Origin of the sequence: Cyanobacterium sp. IPPAS B-1200 (assembly GCF_001747005.2) — a bacterium.
Classification (GTDB): domain Bacteria; phylum Cyanobacteriota; class Cyanobacteriia; order Cyanobacteriales; family Cyanobacteriaceae; genus Cyanobacterium.
Genome location: NZ_CP182899.1, coordinates 2,956,107 through 2,980,633 on the forward strand (window position 1 = coordinate 2,956,107; position 24,527 = coordinate 2,980,633).

Annotated in this window: 20 protein-coding genes, 1 tRNA gene and 1 pseudogene; 10 read left to right on the forward strand and 12 right to left on the reverse strand. The window is 39.2% G+C overall.

The window, feature by feature from the left end:
- Positions 1-23: 23 nt before the first annotated feature.
- Positions 24-1,301 (reverse strand): ankyrin repeat domain-containing protein, encoded by a 1,278-nt coding sequence (locus A5482_RS13745; RefSeq protein ID WP_069790864.1) that lies wholly within the window; start codon positions 1,299-1,301, stop codon positions 24-26.
- A gap of 268 nt (positions 1,302-1,569) precedes the next feature.
- Between A5482_RS13745 and rpsP the strand changes: the two genes are divergently transcribed.
- From rpsP to A5482_RS13760, 3 genes are all read left to right on the forward strand, one after another.
- Positions 1,570-1,818 carry a 30S ribosomal protein S16 gene (gene rpsP / locus A5482_RS13750; RefSeq protein ID WP_069790863.1) on the forward strand — a complete coding sequence of 83 codons (249 nt, stop codon included), beginning with the start codon at positions 1,570-1,572 and terminating at the stop codon, positions 1,816-1,818.
- On the forward strand, positions 1,811-2,239 hold the full coding sequence (locus tag A5482_RS13755; protein ID WP_069790862.1) for a KH domain-containing protein: 429 nt from the start codon (positions 1,811-1,813) through the stop codon (positions 2,237-2,239). Before rpsP ends, A5482_RS13755 begins: the two co-directional genes overlap by 8 nt.
- 420 nt (positions 2,240-2,659) lie before the next feature.
- The gene (locus tag A5482_RS13760; protein WP_069790861.1) at positions 2,660-2,893 is read left to right on the forward strand and encodes a hypothetical protein; all 234 of its coding nucleotides are present in this window, start codon (positions 2,660-2,662) and stop codon (positions 2,891-2,893) included.
- Between the two features lie 288 nt (positions 2,894-3,181).
- On the opposite strand, the gene A5482_RS13765 is transcribed toward A5482_RS13760, so the two are convergent.
- From A5482_RS13765 to A5482_RS13775, 3 genes are all read right to left on the reverse strand, one after another.
- Positions 3,182-5,107, reverse strand: a complete 1,926-nt coding sequence (locus A5482_RS13765; protein WP_069790860.1) for a GTPase family protein — start codon at positions 5,105-5,107, stop codon at positions 3,182-3,184.
- 180 nt (positions 5,108-5,287) lie between these two features.
- Positions 5,288-7,891, reverse strand: coding sequence for a leucine--tRNA ligase (leuS, locus tag A5482_RS13770; RefSeq protein WP_069790859.1), 2,604 nt, complete (start codon positions 7,889-7,891; stop codon positions 5,288-5,290).
- A gap of 114 nt (positions 7,892-8,005) precedes the next feature.
- Positions 8,006-8,218, reverse strand: coding sequence for a hypothetical protein (locus tag A5482_RS13775; RefSeq protein ID WP_242411947.1), 213 nt, complete (start codon positions 8,216-8,218; stop codon positions 8,006-8,008).
- 61 nt (positions 8,219-8,279) lie between these two features.
- Here A5482_RS13775 and A5482_RS13780 point away from each other — a divergent pair, with 61 nt between their 5' ends.
- The gene (locus A5482_RS13780) at positions 8,280-8,654 is read left to right on the forward strand and encodes a hypothetical protein (RefSeq protein WP_069790858.1); all 375 of its coding nucleotides are present in this window, start codon (positions 8,280-8,282) and stop codon (positions 8,652-8,654) included.
- Positions 8,655-8,736: 82 nt separating this feature from the next.
- Here the strand turns inward: A5482_RS13780 and A5482_RS13785 are convergent, their stop codons facing one another.
- Both A5482_RS13785 and A5482_RS13790 read right to left on the reverse strand, forming a co-directional pair.
- Complete coding sequence (locus A5482_RS13785; RefSeq protein WP_069790857.1) at positions 8,737-9,924, reverse strand: homocysteine biosynthesis protein; 1,188 nt, start codon at positions 9,922-9,924, stop codon at positions 8,737-8,739.
- A gap of 223 nt (positions 9,925-10,147) precedes the next feature.
- A tRNA-Asp gene (locus A5482_RS13790) sits at positions 10,148-10,221 on the reverse strand.
- Between the two features lie 190 nt (positions 10,222-10,411).
- On the opposite strand from A5482_RS13790, the gene A5482_RS13795 reads away from it, so the two are divergent.
- Positions 10,412-11,626 (forward strand): argininosuccinate synthase, encoded by a 1,215-nt coding sequence (locus A5482_RS13795; RefSeq protein ID WP_069790856.1) that lies wholly within the window; start codon positions 10,412-10,414, stop codon positions 11,624-11,626.
- Positions 11,627-11,637: 11 nt separating this feature from the next.
- Here A5482_RS13795 and A5482_RS13800 read toward each other — a convergent pair whose 3' ends face one another.
- Complete coding sequence (locus A5482_RS13800; protein ID WP_069790855.1) at positions 11,638-11,886, reverse strand: hypothetical protein; 249 nt, start codon at positions 11,884-11,886, stop codon at positions 11,638-11,640.
- Positions 11,887-12,094: 208 nt separating this feature from the next.
- Complete coding sequence (gene alaS / locus A5482_RS13805) at positions 12,095-14,740, reverse strand: alanine--tRNA ligase (RefSeq protein WP_069790854.1); 2,646 nt, start codon at positions 14,738-14,740, stop codon at positions 12,095-12,097.
- 94 nt (positions 14,741-14,834) lie between these two features.
- Between alaS and A5482_RS13810 the strand changes: the two genes are divergently transcribed.
- Together A5482_RS13810 and A5482_RS13815 are read left to right on the forward strand one after the other, a co-directional pair.
- Positions 14,835-15,743 carry a restriction endonuclease gene (locus tag A5482_RS13810; RefSeq protein ID WP_069790853.1) on the forward strand — a complete coding sequence of 303 codons (909 nt, stop codon included), beginning with the start codon at positions 14,835-14,837 and terminating at the stop codon, positions 15,741-15,743.
- A 172-nt stretch (positions 15,744-15,915) separates the two neighbouring features.
- Complete coding sequence (locus tag A5482_RS13815; protein ID WP_069790852.1) at positions 15,916-16,146, forward strand: hypothetical protein; 231 nt, start codon at positions 15,916-15,918, stop codon at positions 16,144-16,146.
- Positions 16,147-16,622: 476 nt separating this feature from the next.
- Here the strand turns inward: A5482_RS13815 and A5482_RS13820 are convergent.
- The 4 genes and pseudogenes from A5482_RS13820 to A5482_RS13835 form a co-directional block, all read right to left on the reverse strand.
- Positions 16,623-17,435, reverse strand: a pseudogene (locus A5482_RS13820) (bile acid:sodium symporter family protein); the annotation flags it as partial.
- A 107-nt stretch (positions 17,436-17,542) separates the two neighbouring features.
- Positions 17,543-18,850: an NF041680 family putative transposase gene (locus A5482_RS13825; protein WP_446684771.1), complete on the reverse strand. Its 1,308-nt coding sequence runs from the start codon at positions 18,848-18,850 to the stop codon at positions 17,543-17,545.
- A gap of 216 nt (positions 18,851-19,066) precedes the next feature.
- Positions 19,067-20,332 carry a DUF4335 domain-containing protein gene (locus tag A5482_RS13830; protein ID WP_141712705.1) on the reverse strand — a complete coding sequence of 422 codons (1,266 nt, stop codon included), beginning with the start codon at positions 20,330-20,332 and terminating at the stop codon, positions 19,067-19,069.
- A 72-nt stretch (positions 20,333-20,404) separates the two neighbouring features.
- The gene (locus tag A5482_RS13835) at positions 20,405-20,590 is read right to left on the reverse strand and encodes a hypothetical protein (RefSeq protein ID WP_446684779.1); all 186 of its coding nucleotides are present in this window, start codon (positions 20,588-20,590) and stop codon (positions 20,405-20,407) included.
- 58 nt (positions 20,591-20,648) lie between these two features.
- On the opposite strand from A5482_RS13835, the gene thrS reads away from it, so the two are divergent.
- The 3 genes from thrS to A5482_RS13850 all read left to right on the forward strand — a co-directional run bounded on the left by thrS (position 20,649) and on the right by A5482_RS13850 (position 24,492).
- On the forward strand, positions 20,649-22,466 hold the full coding sequence (gene thrS / locus A5482_RS13840) for a threonine--tRNA ligase (protein WP_069791551.1): 1,818 nt from the start codon (positions 20,649-20,651) through the stop codon (positions 22,464-22,466).
- Between the two features lie 184 nt (positions 22,467-22,650).
- Positions 22,651-23,520 (forward strand): prephenate dehydratase, encoded by an 870-nt coding sequence (gene pheA, locus A5482_RS13845; RefSeq protein WP_069791552.1) that lies wholly within the window; start codon positions 22,651-22,653, stop codon positions 23,518-23,520.
- 105 nt (positions 23,521-23,625) lie between these two features.
- Positions 23,626-24,492 (forward strand): shikimate dehydrogenase, encoded by an 867-nt coding sequence (locus A5482_RS13850; protein WP_069791553.1) that lies wholly within the window; start codon positions 23,626-23,628, stop codon positions 24,490-24,492.
- Positions 24,493-24,527 lie beyond the last annotated feature (35 nt).

Genomic DNA, 24,527 nt, shown 5'->3' on the forward strand with positions numbered 1-24,527 from the left:
TTGTTCAATTTTAAAGGGGAAAACTATTCTTCATTATTCATTCCCCTCGTATCCAAAAATTCTGTCACATAATCAAATTGATTATATTCTGCTAAACTAGCGGCAGTATAACCGTTATGGTTGCGATGACTGGTATTAATTCCTTCTACCTCTACTAATAGTTTAACCCCTTCTAAATGTCCTCGGTGTGCTGACCACATTAAGGCGGTGCCGCCCCCTTTGTCTTCTAGGTTTACATCGGCACCAAAGTGTAATAAACAGCGAATCATATCGAGATTATTTTGGTCACATACTTTCATTAAAACGGTTTTTCCATCGGCTAAACGTACATCAGGATTTGCCCCTGCTTGGAGTAAATAACAGGCTATTTCTTGCCAGTTGTTAATAATGGCGAGGGTTAGGGGATAATCATGGCCATTTACATAGTTGGGATTTGCTCCATTTTTGAGTAATTCGGCAACAATTTCACTATGCCCATGTAAACAGGCGATGAGTAAAGGACTATCTTTTTCGGCGTTGATGGCGTTAACGTCTGCCCCTTTTTTGATGAGGGCTTCTACAATTTGAAAATGTCCTTCTAAACAGGCTAAATGGAGCGCTGTTTCTTGATAACTGTCTTTTAGGTTTACTTGGGCTTCTGCGTTTAGTAATACTCTAACAATTTCTATGTTTCCTTGGGCGCAAGCATTCATGAGGGGGGTAAAGCCGTCTTTATTACCTCTATTTACGTCCATGGACTGTTTTAGGAGGGTTTTAACTACGTCTAGTTTATGGTAGTCGATGGCGAGATTTAATGCTCCTTCGTCTTGGTATAAGTCGGCACCATGGCTGATTAATAGTTCGATGATGGGGCTATGGTTTTTTTTGATGGCTACTTGTAGGGGGGTTTCTCCATCTATGTCTTGGGAGTTTACTCTTGCTCCATTTTTTAATAATAGTTCGGCTATATCTCTATGTCCTAAGTAACAGACTATCATTAATGGTGGAGTGCGATCGTCATTACTTAGGTTTACATCAGCACCCGATGCGATTAATAATTCACAAATAGATAAATAGTTTTTGGCACAGGCAAACATTAGGGCTGTCATTTTGTGGGGATGATTTTGATAATTGACATTAGCCCCTTTATCAATTAGTAAATGTGCGATCGCACCATTGCCCCCTTGCACCGCATAAATCAAAGGAGTATTATGATTGACATCAATATTGTTAACAATATTATTATCCTGAGCTAGAATTGTTTCAACCATAGGCAAATTTTGCTGTCTTACCGCTTGATGGATGTTAGAAAGATTGTTCATAAATGGTCAAATCACACATTATGGAGGATAATAATTTAGACAGTCTTGGGAAGAAACCTTAATTCATCAATACCATAATCGCTATTATGGAGCTTTTTTCTTTATCATTCTAGGATTAAGGCTCAACAATCACCAATTTTTGAGGCTCAATTTTATTGTTTTTTTGACAAGCAATATTAGCAATTGAGTACAAATTTTAGTATCATGGTATAGGTCAATTAAATCTTAACCCATCAACTAGGATTAACAGTACACTAAAATTATTACTATGATTAAAATACGCTTAAAAAGATTAGGTAAAAAAAGAGAAGTTAGTTATCGTATCGTTGCTATCAATAGCCGCAGTCGCCGTGACGGTAGAGCATTAGAAGAATTAGGATTCTACAACCCTCGTACCGATGAAACCAGATTAGATGTCCCTGCTATTGTTACCCGTTTAAAAGATGGCGCCCAACCCACCGAAACCGTGCGTCGTATTTTAGACAAAGCAAAAGTTTTTGAACAGGTAAATGCTTAATAAACAACCTTATCTTGATTTAGATAATGCTACTAGCCCTGATTATGATGGGCTAATTCGTTTTCTCGTTGAGCCATTATTGGAATCTCCCGAATTACTCAGTTTTAACTGTGAATACATCGCTAGTACCAAACGAATTTGGATTCGTCTAGCCTTAGAAGAAAAGGAAAAAGGTAGGGTTTATGGCAAAGGGGGACGTAACATTCAGGCTATTCGCACTGTATTACAAACCGCAGCCCAGATGGTTGGGGATACCCTATATCTTGAAGTCCACGAAGATCAAGAACGTGGTAGATTTAGATCCAATCCCCGCCGCAAGTCTAATAATAACACTAATTTTACTCCTAAGTCTCATTCTAATGGTACTCCTCGCCCTCCCATTAAGAGACGTGGGCAAGTTAGTAAGCCTATTATCGAGTAGTTTTTCGGCTTTTCTTTGCCCAACAGCATTTACTGTTGGGTTTTTTGTTTTCGCCGACTTTAGGTTATACCATTATTGCTAAAATCAAACTCTCTCCCATCCAAATCTTTGCCATGGGGGTGTGTACCAATACCAAAAATTTAAACATCAGGCATTGCTTAATCATGGTATGAAACATAATTGAATGATGCTAGAAATTAAGACATTAAGATATTATCACTATTCCCTGTTCCCTGCTTAAATGAGAAATCATATCTAAAATCAGCAATGTCAAATGTCATTTATTAATTTTTGATAACATTTTATTCTAATTTGCTTTATATTTTGTATCCTGATATACAGAAGTTTATTTGATTTTGCATGATGAGTGTAGACTAGAAACTTCGTAATCACAAGACTTTATATTTATGGAGTGCAGAGATGTTAGTTAAATTAGCTACCACAACAGACAAGGTAAAATCGGATACTCCTTGTTGGAGTCCAGTATGTCATATCACCTATAATCGTGATTCATGGGTAAAACTTAATGAAGCCCTCAGTGATTATAGTCAGCAAGAAGCGTTGTTATTATGTGAAGAAAAAGCTGGTATTTGGGTAAGTTGGGTTCCTGGTTATGGTGAAATTGTTTTGGATAAAAGTGAGTTTTACTGTTAAACGCTGTTTTAGTATTTATGAATAAAAAAATATTGCTGTGAGGATATTTGTTCCCTTGCAGTTTTTTTGTTAAAGTGCGATCGCACTTTATCTTTACCTAAACAAAAAATTATCACTAAATTTATCAACGACAAACAAATAAGAGAGTAATAAGCCTGAGTTGGGAATAAGCTGAAAGTATTATTTTCTCCTAGTCTGTAAACCTGGTAATTTCGTAGAAAGAAGGATAAAATAGCCTTAATACGAATAGAGTTTAAATTTTAATTAAGTTTTGGTTAGACAAATCTATTAATTTTTACTTTGGTTATCCCATGCTTTTAAATAATATTGATACCGCTGTTTAAATTGATTCAAAGTCAAATCTTTGCTCCAAAATTCTACTAAACCATGTCCTAATGCCCAGGCTTCTTGATCAGGGGTACCGTTATTTTCTACAAGAATTGTCCAAAGAGAGAGTAAATCAAAGGATATTTTTTCATTATCATCACTGAGTAGATTGAATAAGTCATAAGCCAGTTGTAGTTTACCTATTACTACAGGTAATTGCTCTACGGGGATTCTTTCGGCTAGGATGTAGGCGAGTTGAGGGGAGCCTGTGGTGAGGGTAGAGATAAACTGTAATACAGGGCTTTTGAGCAGGGCAGTTAAGCCTTGGCTAGTAGCCATTTGGAGGGTATATTTATCGATGATTTTGGCTGCGGCTAGGCTTCTGGCTTCTAGGTTACGGAAAAAACGAGCTAATCTGATTTGTTTGGCAGGGGCGATCGCCTTTAGAATATGAATAGCTAAAATATCATCATGCCAGGACGCTCGGGAAATTTCCCCATAATTAGCGGTGACAATGGGTAAAACCTCCTCACAAAATGAGCCTAAATTTTCCTGACGATAACTCACCGCCGCCCGAATAGAAATCTCCTTTGGTTTATTGCCCCCTTGCCAATCATAGGGAGGTTGCCATTCCCGCACTGGACGCAGTCGATCAACTTGGGTTATCACGATAAAAATAGGAATATCCTGCCCATCTTCTTGTAATTTAAGCAAAAAATCTTGATCCATTTGCAAAGCAGGATCAAGGGCTGGATTTAAAAGCAAAACAATATCTGCACGGCGAGAATAATCCAACACTTTTTCGAGGTATTCAGGGCGATTTATTTGCTCATAGCCAGGGGTATCGAGGAGATTTAACCTTTCCCCTGTGTTCGTTTTCCATTGATAACTTTTGATTTCCGTGGTGCTGGGCAAAAGGTCAACTTCTGCAGTTTGGGCATTGAATAGGGTATTGATTAAACTACTTTTTCCTGCTCCTGTTCTACCTACCAATAGAATATTAACGGGTTTTTGTTTAATGTCTTCGGGTTTTTGAGCCTCTTCTAAAATTTCTTTGAGGGCTTTGGTTTTTTTCTCAGGAAGGCTTCTTTCTTGGGGTTGAAATTTATCAAGAGAGAGATTATCACCACCATATAATAACGCCGTTTGACGGGCAAGATTTCCGAGGGCAACTTCCCTTATTATCTGACTGAGATTAATTAATAATTCTTGGTTGGCTTGTTGGGTGGTGCTATTACTAGCAACTTTGGTAAGGGCTACCGCAGGATTTAATACCCATTGTGCCCAACTCCATACCTTCATCAATTTTCGGGCAGAGGGTTCTAGTTTACGGTATATTTGATAACCCTGATAACCTTGGGCGATGGTGACTTGGTTGAGGGCAGGGGATAGTTGATTCATCCATTTATCCATATCATCCACTGTACCCCGAATTAAGGTATAGGCTTGGGGTATGTAGATATTGAGGAGGGGGTATTTTTCCTCTGGGTAGTAGATAAGGGCGATCGCCTGTACTAAATCTTGACAACGTTGGAAGAATAGTTGTAAATCTTCCCACATGGGGGGATCATCCTTGCTTTTTAGGATAATATTTTCTAAGGCTGACTCTAGCTGAGAGTAAATTTCGGGATCACTATTACTAAAAGAAGGACTATTATCTAATTTTTCTTGGGCAGAGGCGATCGCACCTTCCACATCAGGCATCAAAGGCTTAGTCCATCGAACTAACAACCAACGCCATGCCACAAATAAAACCACAAAAATTGCCCATATCCAACTAATTCCCCACTGATTAATTTGTAACCCCGTTGCCACCACAAAAAATAAAATCAATATCACCGCGGGGGTAGCTAAAATTAACCATTGCCAAGATTTTAAACGAATCATAGTTAACCTGAGTTCGGGATAAGGGGAAGGACAAATAGTAAGCTAAAAGTAACAACAAATTTAAATTACTATATTGTCCTATGTCTAATTTAGATGAATTATTCTGTCATGTCGATGATTGGGCTCAAAATTTAAGCTCTTATGGCAAGAAAAATTTTTATCTAATGGGGTTATGCTAAATTAAACCACGACAAAGTTAACTAACTTATTTGGTACCACAATCACTTTTTTAATCTCTTTGCCTGTGATATATTTTTGAGCAACTTCTGAATCTTGGGCAAACTGTTGTAACTCATCTTTAGTGGCGCCGGCAGGTACAGAAATAGTACCTCTAGTTTTACCCATAATTTGAATAACGAGGGTAATTTCATCTACAGTTAAGGCTTCTTCATCTACCGTCAACCAAGATTGTAAATGCACCGATTGTGTATTCCCCAACTGTTGCCATAATTCTTCACCGATATGGGGGGCAAAGGGGGCAAGGAGAAGGATAAGAGTTTCAATACCTTCTCGATATACGGGGGAGTTTTTCTCTTTGCAATCTCGCAAGGCGTTATTAAGTTTCATCAATTCAGAAACAGCGGTGTTAAGCTGATAGTCACCGCTTAAATCTTCGGAGATTTCTTTGATGGCGGTATGGATTGCCCTTCTCAAATCTTTTTCCCCCTTACCTAGTTTCGTTTTATCGATGGTTTTAGTTGGCGCAGATTGAGGATTATCGATAAATTCATTAACCAATGTCCAAACTCGGTTGAGGAAGCGGAATTGCCCTTCTACATCAGCATCATCCCATTCTAAGTCTTTTTCGGGGGGTGCTTTGAAAAGAATGAACATTCTGGCGGTATCTGCACCATATTTAGATAAAACTATTTGTGGATCTACCCCATTATATTTTGATTTGGACATTTTTTCGTAAAAAACCGAAAGGCGATCGCCCGTAGCCCTATCATAGTAAACAGTTTCGGTTTTACCTTGCTCGTTGGTTTCTTCTTTTTCCTCAATATTTTCAGGGAGAATATACTTACCCGTCACAGGATTTTTATAGGTAATCGCCTGTACCATTCCTTGGGTTAAAAGACGCTTAAAAGGCTCATCCACATTCACCAAACCCCTATCCCTGACTACCTTGGTAAAGAAACGAGAATAAAGAAGGTGTAATATGGCGTGTTCAATACCGCCTACATACTGATCCACCCCCATCCAATTGTTTACTCTATCAAGGTTGAAAGGCTCATTTTCATTGTTTGCGTCGGTATAACGAAGAAAATACCAAGAAGAATCAATAAAGGTGTCCATGGTATCTGTTTCCCTTTTTGCAGGAGTACCACAACTAGGGCAAGGTACATCAACCCAATGTTCCATTTTAGCGAGGGGAGAGGGGCCACGACCAGAAAATTCTACTTGCTCAGGTAATTTTACAGGTAAATCTTCATCCGGTACAGGTATCGTACCACAATTGGGGCAATGGATGACGGGAATAGGACAACCCCAATATCTTTGACGGGAGATTAACCAATCACGGAGGCGATACTGGATGCGTTTTTTACCGTAGCCTTGATTTTCAGCAAATTGAATCACGGCATTTTTTCCTTTCACCGACTGCATTCCCGTAAAGCTACCTGAATTAATCATAGTACCTGCTTCGGTATAGGCTTCTAATAGGCACACATCGCCGTTATCAGCATCGTCGGGTAAGATGACTACTTTGATGGGTAAATCATTTTCCTTGGCAAATTTGAAGTCCCTGACATCGTGGGCTGGTACCCCCATTACTGCCCCTGTACCATATTCATATAGTACATAGTTGGCGATGAGGATGGGAATTTCTTCCCCAGTAAAGGGGTTGATGACTTTGCCCCCTGTCAAGACACCTTTTTTGGGTTTATCATCAGCGGTGCGATCGATTTCGCTTTCGGCGCTAACCTCTTTTATAAAGGCTTCTACGGCTTCTTTTCTGTCGGGGGTGGTGACTATGGGAGTTAAAGGATGTTCGGGGGCTAATACCACATAGGTTACCCCATAAACGGTGTCAGGGCGAGTGGTGAAAACAGCAATTGTTTCCTCTTTATCAATGACAGGAAATTCGAGGTAAGCCCCCACCGATTTACCTATCCAATTTTCCTGCATGGTTTTCACCCTTTCGGGCCATCCTTCTAGTTGGGATAAATCCTCTAAAAGTTGCTCTGCATAGTCGGTAATTTTCAAAAACCATTGTCTTAATAATTTTCTTTCTACCTTTGCCCCACTACGCCAAGAATAACCATCTCCGTCTACTTGCTCATTGGCTAAAACCGTTTGGTCAATAGGATCCCAGTTTACTGCAGCTTCTTTTTGATATGCTAAACCTGCTTGATAAAATTGTAAAAATAACCACTGTGTCCATTTATAATATTCTGGTGAACAGGTAGCCACTTCCCTATCCCAATCAATGGATAGTCCTAGTTGTTGTAATTGCGATCGCATTTGGTCTATATTTTGAAAAGTCCAAGTAGCAGGAGGAATTCCCCTATCAATGGCAGCATTTTCTGCGGGTAAACCAAAGGCATCCCAGCCCATAGGATGTAACACTCGATGCCCATTCATGCGTTGAAAACGGGCAATTACATCGGTAATTACATAGTTGCGCACATGACCCATATGTAGCTTTCCTGAAGGGTAAGGAAACATGGAAAGGGCATAAAATTTGGGTTTATCGCTGTTTTCTTCGGTTTTATATAGTTCGTTTTCTGTCCATTGCTGTTGCCATTTATTTTCTACATCACTGGCTTGATAAGGAGATTGCATAATCTATATTGAAATTTAACTATAATTATTTAATTTAATCAATCTTCTATCTTACAGCGGTTTTTCAACCTATACTAATCAATAATGTAGGAGTAGCATATATCTTTGATTTTTTCACAAAAGATGATCTTCAATCCATTTTTTGCCTTGATTTTCTGCCAACTCTGCCGTCTCAAAAGAATTAACTTCCTGTACAACTATACCTTCAGAAGTTACCGCCCTAAATTCCCACAATTTATCAGGATGATAACCCACAATTAAAAGATTTTTACCCACATGATTGACACAATAAATTTTTTGATACATTGCTTTTTCTTGGTGAACCATAAAGATGTTAATATTTTTTAACAAACAACTATCATCAAAATAACAAAATTTTTATAAAACCATGTACACATTACCCCACCCCCCTTTAGTTTTATTAGCTATGGGTTTTTTTATTGGAATTACCTGTGGTTTAGCTTTTGAATCTTCTTTAAAAATAAAAGTTAATTACTGGAGTAATCAAGGCAAAAAAGGAATAAAAACTGATATGTCGGAGATTTCTGTTTTACAAGTACCTTTTCTGGGTATTTGTTTCGGAATTTGTATGTTTTTAGCCGCAGGACTAGAAATTTTTACTTATAACCGTGTTTTGTCCTACGGAGTTTCTTTACCTCTAACTGTTTTTATTGGTGTATTGATATGGGTACAACTTAGAAAGCTAATTGTACAACTTTTAGAGGGCGGTTCTGAAGCTATTGATTTAGATTCTTATTTTTAACTAAATGGCAAAGTATCCCCACATTAATCAAATCCTGATGTAGCGGATACATTTTGTCCTGTCAATGAATATATTTAATTCTCTATATGGCACCATCTTGGGCGATAAAGGTGCGATCGCACGGTAGGGATGCAACGGCTTGGGTGAGGGTGAATTCAGCGTCTAAAATACGTTGTTTGAGAGTTTGGGCAACCTGACGGGAGAGATATAAACTAGCCACGGAAGCTACTCGCACCACTTGCCCTTCTATCTTAATTTTGCCACTCTTGAGGTGGGCATAACTAGCTAACCCAAAACTAGGACGCACCCGACGGGGAATAGAAAAATCCATCACTGGTGCCACAATATCTTTATCATCCACAGCACAGTTAGCAACAATTTTTTCACTTAGCAGGGGAATGGGAATACCTACCCCCAACATCAAGGATGAACCATAATTTTTGAAATAACAACCCCTAACCCATTCATGACTCATCTGTTTGGCATCTCCCACCAAAGCCACCGTAGAGGCAGGACCAATGGGGGTGCGATTTTCTCGTCTCTTTTGTAGGGGGAAATTTTGGGTGCCTTCCCATGCGATGTAACCTTCTGCCCCCCCTAAAAATATTTTGGTACCAATGCCCACCACTTCCAAATCGGGGTCATTTAACAGGGGAGACATGGCGCCCACGCTCGAATATACGGCGTTGCCAAGACGGGGCAATAATGGGCCTAAGTAGGTGTATAAAGTGCGATCGCCCCCATTCACCCCTACAATAAAGTTTTGATACAAATTTCGAGGGTTGTATAAGTAAAACTGATTAATAGAATCCATGGTGATAGTGGACTCAAAGGAAGCTCTAGGGTAACAGTCCGTTACCTGTCCCACTGCTTTTATCGGTACAGCCTTCCCCGCAATTAAATCTTCTATCACATGGGCCCCTCCTCTTTCAGGTAAATTAGAAGGCACGTTATCCCCTAACTCTTTATTACTGCCATATTCAGAAGGTACCGTTGCCCCCAAACACAGATCCACTGCCCCAAATCCTGCATAGGTAGGTACTCCATCGAGCCAACACTGACGAATTTTGATGGGGGGGTCTGTATGACCGAGGTTAATTATTGCCCCCGATGACTCCATGGGTTCAAAGGTACCCGTACAAACTACATCTATTTCTTGATAAGTTTTGCTTATGCCTTGTTTTTTTACTTTACTTTTTAATTCTTCAATGGTGCAAACTTTTACGGTGCGATCGGCTATTCTTTCATTAATTTGGGCAACAGTGCGCATAGATAATTAACTATTGTGTTTGCGGGGCTAAGGCTCAATGGAAAATTGAACTTTAATTCATTTTATCCTGATTGCAACTCAAAAGAGGCTCTTTCTAAACACTAACTTGTTATCAGTTTATTTAATTTATCAAGGCGATACGAACCGATTACTGATGATAAATAATTTGTTGATAATGTAGAGACAAAAAAAGCACCCCAAGGAGTGCTAGTTTTTTTTCTTACGGGACTGACGGGACTCGAACCCGCGACATCCTGCGTGACAGGCAGGCACTCTAACCAGCTGAGCTACAGTCCCCCGTTGCGTTCAACATTATCTATGTTAACGAACGGTTAAAATTTTGTCAAGAAATTTACAAAAAATATTCTTATCCCTTCGTCTCTTTATCCATTCTGGATAAAATACAGAAATCTTGACTTACAATTGGTTAAAAATACAGTTATTGTTACAATAACCCTTTAGTCTTATCTGAAACAGAGTAAAATTTATGAGTCGTGCCGAGAAAGTCATTTTAGCCTATTCTGGGGGAGTTGACACTTCCGTTTGTATTCCTTACTTAAAAAAAGAATGGGGTGTAAAAGAAGTCATCACCCTTGCGGCAGATTTAGGACAGGGAGAAGAATTAGGACCTATACAAGCTAAGGCTCTTAAATGTGGTGCGGTAGAGTCTTTGGTGGCTGATGCTACAGAAGAGTTTGTGACTAACTATGCTTTCCCTGCCATAAAAGCTAATGCTTTATATGAAAACCGTTATCCTCTCTCCACTGCCTTAGCTCGTCCCCTCATTGCTAAGTTATTGGTAGAGGCTGCCGAAAAGTATGGTGCTGACGCTGTTGCCCATGGTTGCACAGGAAAAGGAAATGACCAAGTTCGTTTTGATTTAGGTATTACTGCCCTCAATCCCAATATTAAAATTTTAGCTCCTGCTAGGGAATGGGGTATGAGTCGTGAAGATGCGATCGCCTACGGGGAACAATTTGGTATCGAAGCCCCCGTCAAAAAATCCTCTCCTTACAGCATTGATCGTAACCTATTAGGGCGTAGTGTTGAGGCGGGCCCCTTGGAAAATCCCATGACAGAGCCTCCCGAAGAAATTTATGCCATGACAAAATCAGTTATGGATGCCCCTAATGAGCCTGAATACTTAGAAATTACCTTTGAACAAGGAACAGCCGTAGCGGTTAATGGTGTTGCTCTTCCTCCTGTTGCCCTAGTCACCAAAATTAATGAAGTGGCTGGTAATCATGGGGTAGGACGTATCGATATGATTGAAAACCGAGTCGTAGGTATCAAATCTCGGGAAATCTATGAAGCCCCTGCTCTTTTGGTACTTATCAAAGCCCATGAAGACTTAGAAAGTTTAACCCTCACCAGTGATGTTACCCATTATAAAAGAGCCCACATTGATGAAACCTATAGTCGCATGATTTATGAAGGGTTATGGTATAGCCCTCTTAAAAATGCCCTCGATGCCTTCATCGAAGAAACTCAAAAAAGAGTCAGCGGTACAGTACGCATCAAATTCTTTAAAGGTAATGCTACCATCGTAGGTAGAACATCCCAGTATTCTTTGTATGACTCCGAATTATCTACTTACGGAGAACAAGATCAATTTGATCACAAAGCCGCTGAAGGGTTTATCTATGTTTGGGGTTTATCCACCAGAGTTTGGGCAGAAAAAACCCGTTCTTTGGAAAGTTAATTGCATCGTTATTAGTGGGGGATTACATCGGTTAATACACCGCCAATTAATGCCCCTGCAACGATAATTCCAATTAAGGTATTTGTAAAAAATCTACCAGCTTCGGGGTTAAATCCGAGGCTTTTGTCTTCTTTACCTGCGGTGAAAAATAGTGACCATGCTTGGTTTGCACTAATATCCTTAAAGTCGTTGAATTCTGAGCGAAATACGACAGGTGCGAATAAGTCTCTGTTGTTGGTAGCTGTTAAATCGTTATTCATAATATATATAATTGCTTTTTCGTTCTACATTCACAATGTAACAAAATATTACAATTCTTTGCGTTCGGTTGACACGAACTCTAAAGTGTGGTCAACCGCCGAGGAGATTTGAGAATTATAGACTAGGGTTTATGAATACCCCCCGTAGGAAAAAGCTAATTTACTAGAATTATTGATTTTGGTGGGCGATAATACCCACCGCAACAGCTTAAGATAAAGCGTCCATCAACTGACTTTTAGCAGTAGCCAAAGCCTCATCAACCTTGGTGGCATCCCTTCCCCCTGCTTGAGCAAGGTTAGGGCGCCCTCCGCCTCCACCACCGCAGATTTTGGCGATTTGTCCGATGAATTTACCTGCCTGAAGTTGTTTTTCTTTATAAACTTTTTCCCCAAAGGCAGCCACTAAACTTACCTTTCCTTCTTCAGGAATAGAAGCTAAAACCACGGCACTATCTCCGAGTTTTTGTTGGAGTTTTTCCCCTGCGGTTTGTAAGGATTTGGCATCTAAATCTCCCATGGAGGCAACGAGAATTTTAAACTCGCCTACTGTTTGGGCTTCGTTAACTAGGCTATCGGATTTTAATAAAGCTAACTCCTGCTTGAGGCTTTCCAACTCTTTTTGGGTGGTTTTTAACTCACTTTGAAGATTAGCAAAACGTTCGGGAATTTCCTCGGGTTTGGCTTTGAGTTTATCAGCCAATTCTTTGACAACTTCATCTCTTACCTTGAGATATTCCAACACTGAAGCCCCAGCCACAGCTTCGATGCGTCTTACCCCAGAAGAAATACCCGTTTCTGAGATGATTTTAAATAGCCCTATTTCAGCGGTATTGTTTACATGGGTACCCCCGCATAATTCCATGGAAACCCCTGGCACGTCGATAACACGTACTTCTGAGCCGTATTTTTCACCAAACATGGCGATCGCACCTTTAGCCTTAGCTTCTTCTATACCCATAACAGAAATATCGGCGGGATGGGCTTCGGCAATCCAAGTATTAATCAAATCCTCAATTTGTTGTAACTGGGATTTAGTAATGGGTTGGGGGGAATTAAAATCAAAACGTAACTTATCAAAGGATACCAAAGAACCAGCCTGAGAGATGGAATTATCAACAATCTTTTTCAAAGCCGACTGTAATAGGTGAGTTGCAGTATGATTGGCCCTCACACGGTTACGACAGGCTTTGTCAACGGTTGCCCGTAGCTTTTGCCCTACGGTGATACTACCCCTTTCCACCGTGCCATAATGGACAAAAAAGCCCGACTCTTTCTGTACATCATTGATAGAAACTAAAACATCTTCCCCTGCGAGGTAACCTTTATCGCCAATTTGCCCCCCAGATTCCGCATAGAAAGGAGTTTTATTTAAAATTAGCTGTACCTTAGTACCCGATTCTGCTTTTTCCACGGATTTACCTTCTATCAATAAACCCTCAATGTGGCTAATTAATTGATATTCATGGTAGCCTAAAAATTCCGTAGGATGGATATGTTCAGCTAATTTATCAATGCTTCCTTGTACCGTTAAATCTATGGTTTCATGGGCAGATTGCGATCGCACTCTCTGAGCTTCCATTTCCGCCTCAAACCCATTCACATCAATGGTTATACCCTGTTCCTCTGCTATTTCTTGAGTTAATTCCAAAGGAAAACCGAAAGTATCATAAAGAGTAAAAGCATCCACCCCAGAAATTTCCGTTTTTTGTGCCTGTTTTAGCTTATCAATCACCTCCGCCAATAGTTTTTCACCCCTTTCCAAGGTAGCCAAGAAAGCCGACTCCTCCCGTTGCAACTCAGTTTTAATAACCTTTTCCCTTTCTCTGGTATTGGTGTAAACCCCCTCTAACAATTGAATGGCAGTTTCTCCCACCTGATTGATAAAATTACCATCAATGCCAATCAAACGTCCGTGACGCACCACCCGACGAATGAGACGACGCAAAATATAACCGCGCCCCATATTAGAAGCAGAAATGCCATCAGCGATCATTTGTACCACCGATCGCACATGATCCCCTATTACCTTTAAAGATACCTTGGTATTATCATCCGCCTTTTGATAATCAATATCAGCCAACTCAGCAGCAGTCTTGATGATAGGGAAAATCAAATCAGTTTCATAATTATTAGGCACCTGTTGCAGAATCTGCGCCATTCTTTCCAACCCCATACCCGTATCAATATTTTTCTTTTCTAGGGGCGTTAAATTTCCTTCGGTGTCTCGGTTATACTGCATAAATACCAAGTTATAAAACTCGATAAATCGACTATCATCTTCCAAATCGATATTATCATCACCCAATTCGGGCTTAAAATCATAGTATAACTCCGAACAAGGACCACAAGGACCAGTCGCCCCAGATTTCCAGAAGTTATCTTCCTCTCCCATGCGGATAATCCTTTTTCCCGGTACACCTATTTCATCACGCCAAATAGCAAAGGCTTCGTCATCTTCACGAAACACACTAACCACAATTCTTTCGGGGGGTAATTTAAATACTTCGGTTGATAATTCCCAACCCCATGCAATGGCCTGAGATTTAAAATAATCCCCAAAACTAAAGTTACCCAACATCTCAAAGAAGGTATGATGTCTGGCAGTGCGACCTACATTTTCAATGTCATTGGTACGGATACATTTTTGAGAAGTGGTTGCCCTCGGTACTTCTGGGGTTTGTTGCCCTAGGAATATAGGTTTAAATGGTAGCATACCTGCGATGGTCAAAAGTACCGTAGGATCGTCAGGTACTAAAGATGCACTAGGTAATATTTTATGTTGTTTTTGCTCAAAAAAGTTTAAAAATTTTGCTCTGATTTCGTTTCCTGTTAAGGAAGGAGAGATATTAGTCATAGAAAGTTATCATATATTGGTCTATATGCTATTATCCCTTAAAATCAACTGTTAGTAAGTATTGAACTTTGTTAATGCTTACAATTATGAAATTATGAGTACACCTAACTTTCAAAAATTTTTTAAACCTCTTTTAGAAATTGCTTCTGATGACAAAGAACATTCCACGAAAGAAGCAAAGGAAATTTTGATCAGTAAAATGGGATTAACCGCTGAAGATTTACATGAAAAAGTAAGAAGTGGAGCAATGACCAAGGTTGATAACCGAATTTGGTGGGCAAAAAGTTATTTTGTTAAAGCAAAAGTTTTTCACTCTCCTAAGCGTGGAATTTTTAAAATTACAGAAAGAGGGAAAGATTTGTTAGCAAAAAATTATCAAGAAATAACGGTAAAAGAACTTCAGCAATATTCTGAATTTTTAGATTTTGTTACTCCTAAAAAGAATCAAAATAATGAAATATCTGATGTTCCTTTCACAGAAAAAGAGACTCCAGAAGAAATGCTTGAAAATGGTTATCAAGAAATTAGAAATGAATTAGCCGATGAGCTTTTAAACACAATAAAAAGTAATTCTTATGATTTTTTTGAAAATTTAGTAATTGATTTGATGGTTCGTATGGGCTATGGTGGTTCGAGAGATGATGCGGGAGAATCTATCGGTAAAGTAGGTGATGAAGGAATTGACGGAATAATTAAAGAAGATAGATTAGGATTAGACCTGATTTATTTACAAGCCAAAAAATGGGAAGGTACAATTGGAAGACCAGAAATTCAAAAATTTGTGGGTGCATTGCATGGAAAAAGAGCAAAAAAAGGAGTTTTCATCACTACGGGTGATTTCACGAAAACTGCTTTCGATTATGTAGAAAATATTGAGTCAAAAATTATTTTAATAGATGGCAAAAGTTTAGTAAATTATATGATAGATTATAATTTAGGTGTTTCCGTATCAGTCACTTATGAGATTAAGAAAATTGATAAGGATTATTTTTTTAATGATTAATTTATCTTTTAAATATACCATATTCTTTTTCTTTAAACTTGCAAATATTCATAACCAAATACAACTAATTAAACTAATCTATTAAATAAAAATATAACTATCCTATCTATCTTGAATGACGAAAATAAAGACTAGCTTAAATTACTAAATTATTATCTCTACTGATTCAACTATGGAAATAACAATTCGTGAACAATTACACCAACAAATTGATAATTTACCTGATGAAATTGTTGAGAAAATAGCACAATTCACATTATCAATTACTAATGATTATGATATAAATGTCGCTCAATACACTGATTGGCAGAAAAAAGGATGGCAAGAATTTTCTTTAAGTCAGTTTTTTTCAGATGATGATGATATTGAATATTATTTAGAAGATGCTCAGGAAATTTATTAAAGGATTTATCTCAACATGAAACTTTTGTTTTTGCTTAAATTATTTAAGGATGTTTAAACTGATAAATTTAATCTCATTAATGCTAGGTATTTTAGCTTTCTTCGGAAACATGGTATTTGGCGTTTATATAATGGGTTTAAAATTGTCTTTTTATCAATTTATACCATTTCTAATATCGATCGCACTGTTGTCGGTTTGGATTACTATTAGTTTTTTAACATATTTTTTGGTGGGCATTGCAAGATTTTCAAATTCAGACAAAATCTGGGACATACTTACTCCTTCTTTGATAGTCTTCGTTTACTTACTAATAGGTTTTATCGTTTTTTGGAGTTTTCAATATATCCGATCTAATATTTAGTCACGAATCAGAAATTATCAATACCAAGAAATTAATATAATATTACAACGCTCAAAAAAATACACAATAATTCTCATTATCTATTATCAATTAACACCACGATCACACCTTTTTATCAAACCCTATTTAGTTTTTTATCTTCACTATTAATACGACTAAAAAAGTAACTTACCACTGCGCCTGTAACAAACATAATAATAGAATAGATGGCAGGAGGTATGGCAATTTGGGGATTATTTAATAATATAGCAGAAGTGGCGATCGCAATGGCTAAAGTTCCATTTTGCATACCAGCTTCTATGGAAATAGTGGAAGACTGCTTAAAACTTAAACTCATACTTTTAGCAATCAGAAAACTAACAAGCAAAGTAATCACATTCAGGGCAAGGGTAGGAAAACCTGTTGCTTGAATAAAAGGAATTAAATTTTCTCGCTCCGCTAAAATAGCCCCTACCACCACCAAAGCCATAAATAAACCAGAAGCAATTTTAACAGGTTTATCAGCACGACGGGCAAAATTAGGTCTATAACTGCGAATCAGCATCCCTAAAGAGACGGGAATTAAGGTGACAACAATAATTTGTACAATAGTTTGCAACACAGGTAAAGCAATATAAGTGCGATCGCCCATAAACACTTCCATGCCATAATTGACCATAAAAGGCAAAGAAACGATAGTAATAACACTAGATAAAGCAGTTAAACTAATAGATAAAGCCGTATCACACCTCCCCAAATAAGAGTATAAATTAGAAGTCGCCCCCCCCGGACAAGCAGAAAGTAAAATAATGCCCACCGCAAACTCTGGCTGTAAATCCCAAAATCTCATCAGCACAAAAGCAATAATAGGTAATACAATTAATTGGCAAAATAACCCAATAAATATTGCCTTTGGTTCAACAATTATTCTTTGAAAATCTTTGGGCGTAAGGGATAAACCTGTAGTTTAGACTAAAAAAAAATTGTAAGAGAATAAGTAAGCTAACAAAGATTAGCTCAAAAAGAAGATAAATGAATTTAATAATGGCTTAAAAGTTATTTTTTTCGTCTTTTTTTAGTCTTGGATAAACGCTTTTTAACCATGGGATAGACTTTAGCCTTATTTCTTTTTCGACCTTTAGGCCAACCATGGGATTTTCCTCGACTTTTAGGAGAAAGGGTAGGACTTCCAATGTCCATCAATAATGAAGTCATAGACAGAGCCACTCTTCCGGGGGTTAAATTCTGTTGAGGTTTTTGCCATGGCAGATGATATTCTTTGACTAAATCCTTGGATAACCATAACTGCCAAGTAATATTGACAATTAAATTGCTCCACCTTTGACAACTCTCAGGGGTGCGAAAATGGGGTAACGTCCAATGTAATCTTTGCTTGGCGAAACGATACCAGTGGTCCACACCAAATCGTCGGCTGTATTGAATCCAAATATTGGAAGAAGATAAAAATTGCTCTCCCACCCAGATTAACCACAGTGGGCGATGTAAAGCACCAGTTTTTTTCTGCTTCAATCGTTCAATTTTAAACAGGGTTAGCTTTTGTGAAGGGGCATTGTAGAAATGAAGTTCTTTCCATTTACTCATCCGTATTGTTCCTAGGGATGAGTCTTCCATTTCTAATATTTCATGGGCATGGGGAAAATGGTCACATTGATTTAATTTCAACTTTGCCCCATGTTTTTTCGGTCTGCCTCTACCGCTATAGGCTGGAGGATTACCATAAAGACATAGATTAGAACGTACTCTAATCAACTTACTGATTTCAATATCTGCGGTTTGCTTAATAAATTTGCCATTGCCATACTCACAATCCAACACCACCAATTTCGGTTTATTTTCTGGCAATTTTCTACACACTTGCCTTAGTTGCCATGTTGCTTTACCCAGAGGATTTTCAAAGGATGTGATTCTTTCATGTCTTAAAGGTAATGCCCAACTTCCTTTCTCATTCAATGGTGGTAACCAAGCGATGGTGCTATATCCTTGTCCTATGACCGATGAATTGATGGATGACGAAGAATATTGATAACCTCTATCTTTCATGGTGGGACTATCTTCAAACTTCCACTGAGTATGATCTATACCTAGTAATGTATATTCTAAGGTGTCTATTTCTTGAATATATCGTTTCATCAATTTGTTGCTGTTCGGACGACAATCTTTTATGGCTTCATAGGTACTACACCATTGCCGATGGAAAAAAGGTGATAAAGAAAAATCTGCCAAACTACGAGCATTTTCCGTGGTCATAACACTATCCATCAATTGAAAAGTGGCATCTTTACCTTTGACTAACATTTCATAGGTGTCATGACGGAAATTTTCCAGTCTGCTATATTTGTTCATAGAGAGAAGATTTTATTTTTGCTTATTTATATTTTCTCTCTATTTTTCTTTTATGTCTTGTCCTTCCTTGCTCCACTTTCCATTTAGTCTAAACTACAGATAAACCCATACCTAACATAATGGTAATTAGGGCAATGGGTAAAAATATTTCCGTAACAAAATTGGCTTCCATTCGTTCGTTGCAAATACTTAGTCTTGAGTTAGCAAAACTATATTTTATTCCCTAAAAGTACTAACATTACCGTCCGGACCAAAAATAACCCTGATGGTGACAGACTCAGATTCACTGAGGGGAGAAATAATAGTCTCTCCTTGCAAGGGTAAAGGGGTTCTATCAATGAAAAATCCTGCGGTTTGTCCTACGGGAGTAATACGAGTTATGGCACCTTCCGAGTTAATGAGTAAACGGTATTCGATGCTTTGGGTTAAGTTTTCTGGGGGTTGCCAACGGGAGGCAAAATAATTTTTAACCTTTTCTTGGGGAGATGGAGTTGGGGCAGGAGGGGTATTATTAGGAAGATTATTGCCATTATTCCCTTGGGGGTTTCTGGCTTGTAAAGGGGGAATTGTCGGTAGGTTGGGACGTTCTGAGCCCAGTGGGGGAACAGGTTGAGGGGCAGGGGCTAATTCTTCGGGGGGCGGAGGAGAAGGGGGAAGGTTGTTTGTATTGTTTCGGGGAGGGGTTTGTGGCACAGTAATAGAACCTCCGTTGGAGGTTGGGGGAGAGGGTAATGAGGAATTATCCCCGTTTTCTAGGGGTGGTGGAAAATTGGCGGGGGGTAAGGGTATATCGCCACTAGGTAGGGGCAACGGTTGTCTGCCCAAAAGGTTGTCGGGTACATCGGGTAAGGAGGGGGGTAAAGAGTCTCTGTCGATGGGGGTAGGGGGCAACACATCGGGAAATTCTGGGAAGTTGTTTTCGGTGGCGGTGTCAATTTCTTCTATTTCTTCGGTGACAATAGTACGGTTATACCACCAAAATCCACCCACAAGGATAAGGGCGATCGCACTTATGCCCACAATACTTTTTAGGGGTGCAAAGGGGGAATAAATTTTATTTTCGCTGTCTCGGAAATCAACATAAAAGCCTTCGAGGGCGTTGGTAAAGTCCAAAAATTGGGTATGGGTTAACTTAATGGATTGGTTATCTTCGGTTTTAATAAGATGATATAGTTGACCGTTACCAACAATTATAAAATCGTTATTTTCGTCACTATCAGGCTCTTTTTGTTCAAAATCGAGGTTTTCTAAATATTTATCGAGGTATTGGTTAATTTTTGCTCTAATTTTCTCCAAATAAGGGCGATCGCCCCTAATAAATATTTCGTTTTCATGGGGCATTCTTGGATCATCAAAATTTAACTCAAAAGTATAGTCAGGAGCTAAATTTTGCCCTTTAAGGGGAGCAAAAGAAGGAGGATTATAGATATTGAGAGTACAAGTGGGGGGGGTATAACTTTTATATAAAGATTCTTTAATCATGATAAATAATTGATAATTGATAAATATAATTTTGGTAATCACCTATGTTAACAAGGGGCTTAAGCCCCTTGCCTATTGCCTATTGCCAATTGCCCATTGCCTATTGCCAATTGCCCATTGCCCATTGCCCATTGCCCATTGCCCATTGCCAATTGCCCATTGCCCATTGCCCATTGCCCATTGCCCATTGCCCATTGCCCATTGCCCATTGCCCATTACCAATTGCCCATTGCCAATTGCCTCATAGATTAAATCCACATCCCGTTAAAATAATGGGATAATAGTATTTTAGAGAATTAATATATATTTTATTTTTATGGCAGATCAATCCATAGCAGAAGTAATAAAATTACCCCGTACCAGCGAATCAGAACACCTAAAAAAAATACGCCATACCACCTCCCACATTATGGCCATGGCGGTACAAAAATTATATCCTAACGCTCAAGTCACCATCGGCCCTTGGACAGAAACGGGATTTTATTATGACTTCGATTTGCCCGAACCTTTGACAGAAAAAGATCTTAAAACCATCAAAAAAGAGATGATTAAGATTATCAAGAAAAAATTACCCGTTGTCAGGGAAGTAGTCACCAGAGAAGAAGCCCAAAACCGCATCAAAGAAATTAACGAGCCTTACAAACTAGAAATCCTTGATAGTATCAAAGAAGAACCTATCACCATCTACCATCTAGCCGATGAATGGTGGGATTTATGTGCCGGGCCTCACCTCGAAACCACTGGAGAAATTAACCCGAAGGCGATCGCCCTTGAATCCATAGCAGGAGCCTATTGGCGAGGAGATGCCAACAACCAACAACTCCAAAGACTATACGGCACCGCCTGGGAAACCCCCGAACAACTAGCCGAATATAAACGCCGTAAAGAAGAAGCCCTCAAAAGAGATCACCGTAAACTAGGAAAAGAACTAGGTTTATTCATTTTTTCAGATCCCGTAGGGCCTGGTTTACCCCTCTGGACTCCCAAAGGCACGTTAATTCGTTCTACCCTCGAAGACTTCCTTAAAAAAGAACAAGTAAAACGGGGTTATTTACCCGTAGTTACTCCCCATATCGGTAGGGTTGACCTATTCAAAATTTCAGGGCATTGGCAAAACTACAAAGAAGATATGTTCCCCATGATGGCCGATAACGCCGAAGAAATGGAGAAAGAAATCGGCTTTGTCATGAAACCCATGAACTGCCCTTTTCATATTCAAATCTATAAAAGCGAACTGCGCTCCTACCGTCAACTGCCCATGCGTCTAGCGGAATTTGGCACCGTTTACCGTTACGAACAATCAGGGGAATTAGGCGGACTCACAAGGGTAAGGGGCTTTACCGTAGATGATTCGCACCTATTCGTTACCCCTGATCAATTAGAATCGGAATTTTTCAGTGTGGTTGACCTCATTTTATCCGTATTCAAGAGCCTACAGTTGAAAAACTTTAAAGCCCGTCTGAGTTTCCGAGATCCTGAATCTGATAAATATATCGGTAGTCAAGAGGTATGGGATAAAGCCCAAAGCGCTATCCGTAACGCCGTGCAAAAATTGGATATGGAATATTTTGAAGCCCCAGGGGAAGCGGCTTTTTATGGTCCTAAACTCGATTTTATCTTCCAAGATGCTCTCGAACGGGAATGGCAATTGGGAACAGTACAGGTGGACTACAATCTACCCGAAAGGTTTAACCTCGAATACATCGCCCCCGATGGTTCTCGTCAGCGCCCCGTTATGATTCACCGAGCGCCCTTTGGCTCCCTAGAGCGTCTTATCGGCATTTTAATCGAAGAATATGCGGGGGATTTTCCCTTGTGGTTAGCCCCCACCCAAGCCCGTTTAATGGCGGTTAACGATGACTTTTTACCCTTTGCCCAAGAAGTCTGTCAAAAAATGCTCTTCGCAGGAATTAGGGCGGAGGTTGATAGTAGCGGAGAAAGATTGGGTAAAATGATCCGTAATGCAGAGAAAGAAAAAGTTCCTATTATGGCGGTTATCGGTGGTAACGAGGTGGAAAGTAACACTCTAAGCATTCGTACCCGTGCTAACGGTGATTTAGGGGCTTTAGCTGTGGATGAGGTAATCTCGAAGATGGCTGAGGCGATTAAAAATCGTGATGCAGGAATAGAATAAATAATTGAGAATGGAGAATGGATAATTGAGAATATTACTTTATCTTCAATTCGTTGTGTTTATTTATATTTTCTAAATTACTAACGTTTACTCCTCTCTGCCATAGGAGAGGGGTTGTCACTTCCAATATTTTCCATCGTTCATTCCCCACTTTAAGCATTTATCAAAAATATTCTAATTTTCTATGACAAAATTGATCGCACATTTAGGCCCTAACGGTACTTATTCTGAGGTTGCCACCTTAATTTATGCTCAAAATATAGAGGAGGAAACTGGAATAAAAACACAGTTAGTACCTTATCCCAATATTGCTCAAACTCTTTTGGCGGTGGCTGACGGGAGGGCAGATGTGGGGGTTGTGCCAGTGGAAAATTCTATCCAAGGCATTGTTTCTATGACTTTGGATAGTTTGTGGGAGTTGGATGGGTTACAGATTCAGCAGGGTTTGACTTTGCCTGTGGTGCATAATTTTTTGTCTCGGGGTAATTGTCTTGATGGTATTAAAACTGTTTATTCCCATCCCCAAGCCCTTGCCCAGTGCCAAAAGTGGCTTGATAAACATACCCCTGATGCTCGATTGGTGGCGGCTAATTCTACCACTGAAGCCTTACAAATAGTTAATCATGATCCTACCGCAGGGGCGATCGCATCTTTGAGGGCTGCCCAACTCTATGATTTACCCATAAAAGAAGCCAATATTAACGATTATCCCGATAACTGTACTCGTTTTTGGGTGGTAAGTAAGGATAAAAAGGAAGATGGGGATTATGTCTCTCTTGGTTTTTCTTTTGAGAAAAATAAGCCAGGGGTATTAGTAAAACCTTTACAAATTTTTGCTGAAAATAATATTAATTTAACTAGAATAGAGTCAAGACCGACAAAACGCTCTTTGGGTGAATATCTGTTTTTTATTGATTTACAGAAACATAAGTCTAAAAATGAAGTAAAAAAGGCTTTATCTGATTTATCACACCTTACTAAAAAGCTGAAAATTTTTGGTAATTATGACGTTTTAAACATAGATTATTCTCAGTGTGAAAAGTTATCTATTTAAGAGCTAAAGCAAGATAAAAGAAGGGGTAATGGAGTTGGAAGCAAGGGGGAGTTGGAGGCAAGGGGCTTAAGCCCCTTGTTAAAGTAAAGTAATCTAAAAAAAACTATGAAAATTACAGGTAAAACAAAAATTCTTGGTATTATTGGCAATCCCATCGAACATTCCTTATCACCCATTATACAGAATCGGGCGATCGCCCTTTTAAACCTCGACTATATTTATGTGCCTTTCCCCGTCATGGAAAGTGATATAAAAACAGCCCTTGATGGATTTCGGGCAGTGGATATAAAAGGATTTAACGTGACAATTCCCCACAAACAAGCGGTAATGCCCTTTCTCAGTTATATTACCGACACTGCCAAACTAATTGGCGCGGTGAATACCGTCTGGCAAACCCCTGATGGATGGCATGGCACAAATACGGATATTGATGGCTTTATGGCCCCCCTGAAAACTTTAAATCGCCGTTGGGCAGATGTTACCCCCATCGTCTTGGGTAATGGTGGCGCTTCGAGGGCGGTAATTGTCGGTTGCGCCCAGTTAGGTTGCGAAGAAATCAAAGTTGTCGGGCGTAATTTAGATAAACTCAAAGAATTTCAAGATAGTTGGGATTATGAACTTTTACAAGCAAAAATCACCATTCACCCATGGGATGAATTGACCGAAATTTTGCCCCAAAGTGATTTAATCGTTAATACTACGCCCTTGGGAATGTCTCCCCATACCGATAAATCTCCTCTAAATAATCAACAAATTTCTTTATTAAAACTAGGGGCGATCGTCTATGATTTGATCTATACCCCCCGTCCTACCCTTTTATTACAACAAGCCCAAAAACAAGGCGCAACCATTATCGATGGTACAGAAATGTTGGTGCAACAGGGCGCTGTGGGCTTTGAAATTTGGACAGGAAAAAAAGCCCCCGTGGATGTAATGCGTGATGCCCTCCTAGATTTTTTGCCACAAAATTAACCCTATATCTGTACAATAAACAAGAGTTATCGAGA

Bases quoted from the DNA above. Each gene is read 5' to 3' on its own strand.
- A5482_RS13850 (WP_069791553.1), top strand. From the start codon at position 23,626: ATGAAAATTACAGGTAAAACAAAAATTCTTGGTATTATTGGCAATCCC.
- thrS (WP_069791551.1), top strand. From the start codon at position 20,649: ATGGCAGATCAATCCATAGCAGAAGTAATAAAATTACCCCGTACCAGC.
- alaS (WP_069790854.1), bottom strand. From the start codon at position 14,740: ATGACTAATATCTCTCCTTCCTTAACAGGAAACGAAATCAGAGCAAAA.
- A5482_RS13755 (WP_069790862.1), top strand. From the start codon at position 1,811: ATGCTTAATAAACAACCTTATCTTGATTTAGATAATGCTACTAGCCCT.
- A5482_RS13780 (WP_069790858.1), top strand. From the start codon at position 8,280: ATGTACACATTACCCCACCCCCCTTTAGTTTTATTAGCTATGGGTTTT.
- pheA (WP_069791552.1), top strand. From the start codon at position 22,651: ATGACAAAATTGATCGCACATTTAGGCCCTAACGGTACTTATTCTGAG.
- A5482_RS13825 (WP_446684771.1), bottom strand. From the start codon at position 18,850: ATGAACAAATATAGCAGACTGGAAAATTTCCGTCATGACACCTATGAA.
- A5482_RS13785 (WP_069790857.1), bottom strand. From the start codon at position 9,924: ATGCGCACTGTTGCCCAAATTAATGAAAGAATAGCCGATCGCACCGTA.
- A5482_RS13800 (WP_069790855.1), bottom strand. From the start codon at position 11,886: ATGAATAACGATTTAACAGCTACCAACAACAGAGACTTATTCGCACCT.
- rpsP (WP_069790863.1), top strand. From the start codon at position 1,570: ATGATTAAAATACGCTTAAAAAGATTAGGTAAAAAAAGAGAAGTTAGT.
- A5482_RS13810 (WP_069790853.1), top strand. From the start codon at position 14,835: ATGAGTACACCTAACTTTCAAAAATTTTTTAAACCTCTTTTAGAAATT.
- A5482_RS13795 (WP_069790856.1), top strand. From the start codon at position 10,412: ATGAGTCGTGCCGAGAAAGTCATTTTAGCCTATTCTGGGGGAGTTGAC.
- leuS (WP_069790859.1), bottom strand. From the start codon at position 7,891: ATGCAATCTCCTTATCAAGCCAGTGATGTAGAAAATAAATGGCAACAG.
- A5482_RS13765 (WP_069790860.1), bottom strand. From the start codon at position 5,107: ATGATTCGTTTAAAATCTTGGCAATGGTTAATTTTAGCTACCCCCGCG.
- A5482_RS13760 (WP_069790861.1), top strand. From the start codon at position 2,660: ATGTTAGTTAAATTAGCTACCACAACAGACAAGGTAAAATCGGATACT.
- A5482_RS13775 (WP_242411947.1), bottom strand. From the start codon at position 8,218: ATGGTTCACCAAGAAAAAGCAATGTATCAAAAAATTTATTGTGTCAAT.
- A5482_RS13830 (WP_141712705.1), bottom strand. From the start codon at position 20,332: ATGATTAAAGAATCTTTATATAAAAGTTATACCCCCCCCACTTGTACT.
- A5482_RS13815 (WP_069790852.1), top strand. From the start codon at position 15,916: ATGGAAATAACAATTCGTGAACAATTACACCAACAAATTGATAATTTA.
- A5482_RS13745 (WP_069790864.1), bottom strand. From the start codon at position 1,301: ATGAACAATCTTTCTAACATCCATCAAGCGGTAAGACAGCAAAATTTG.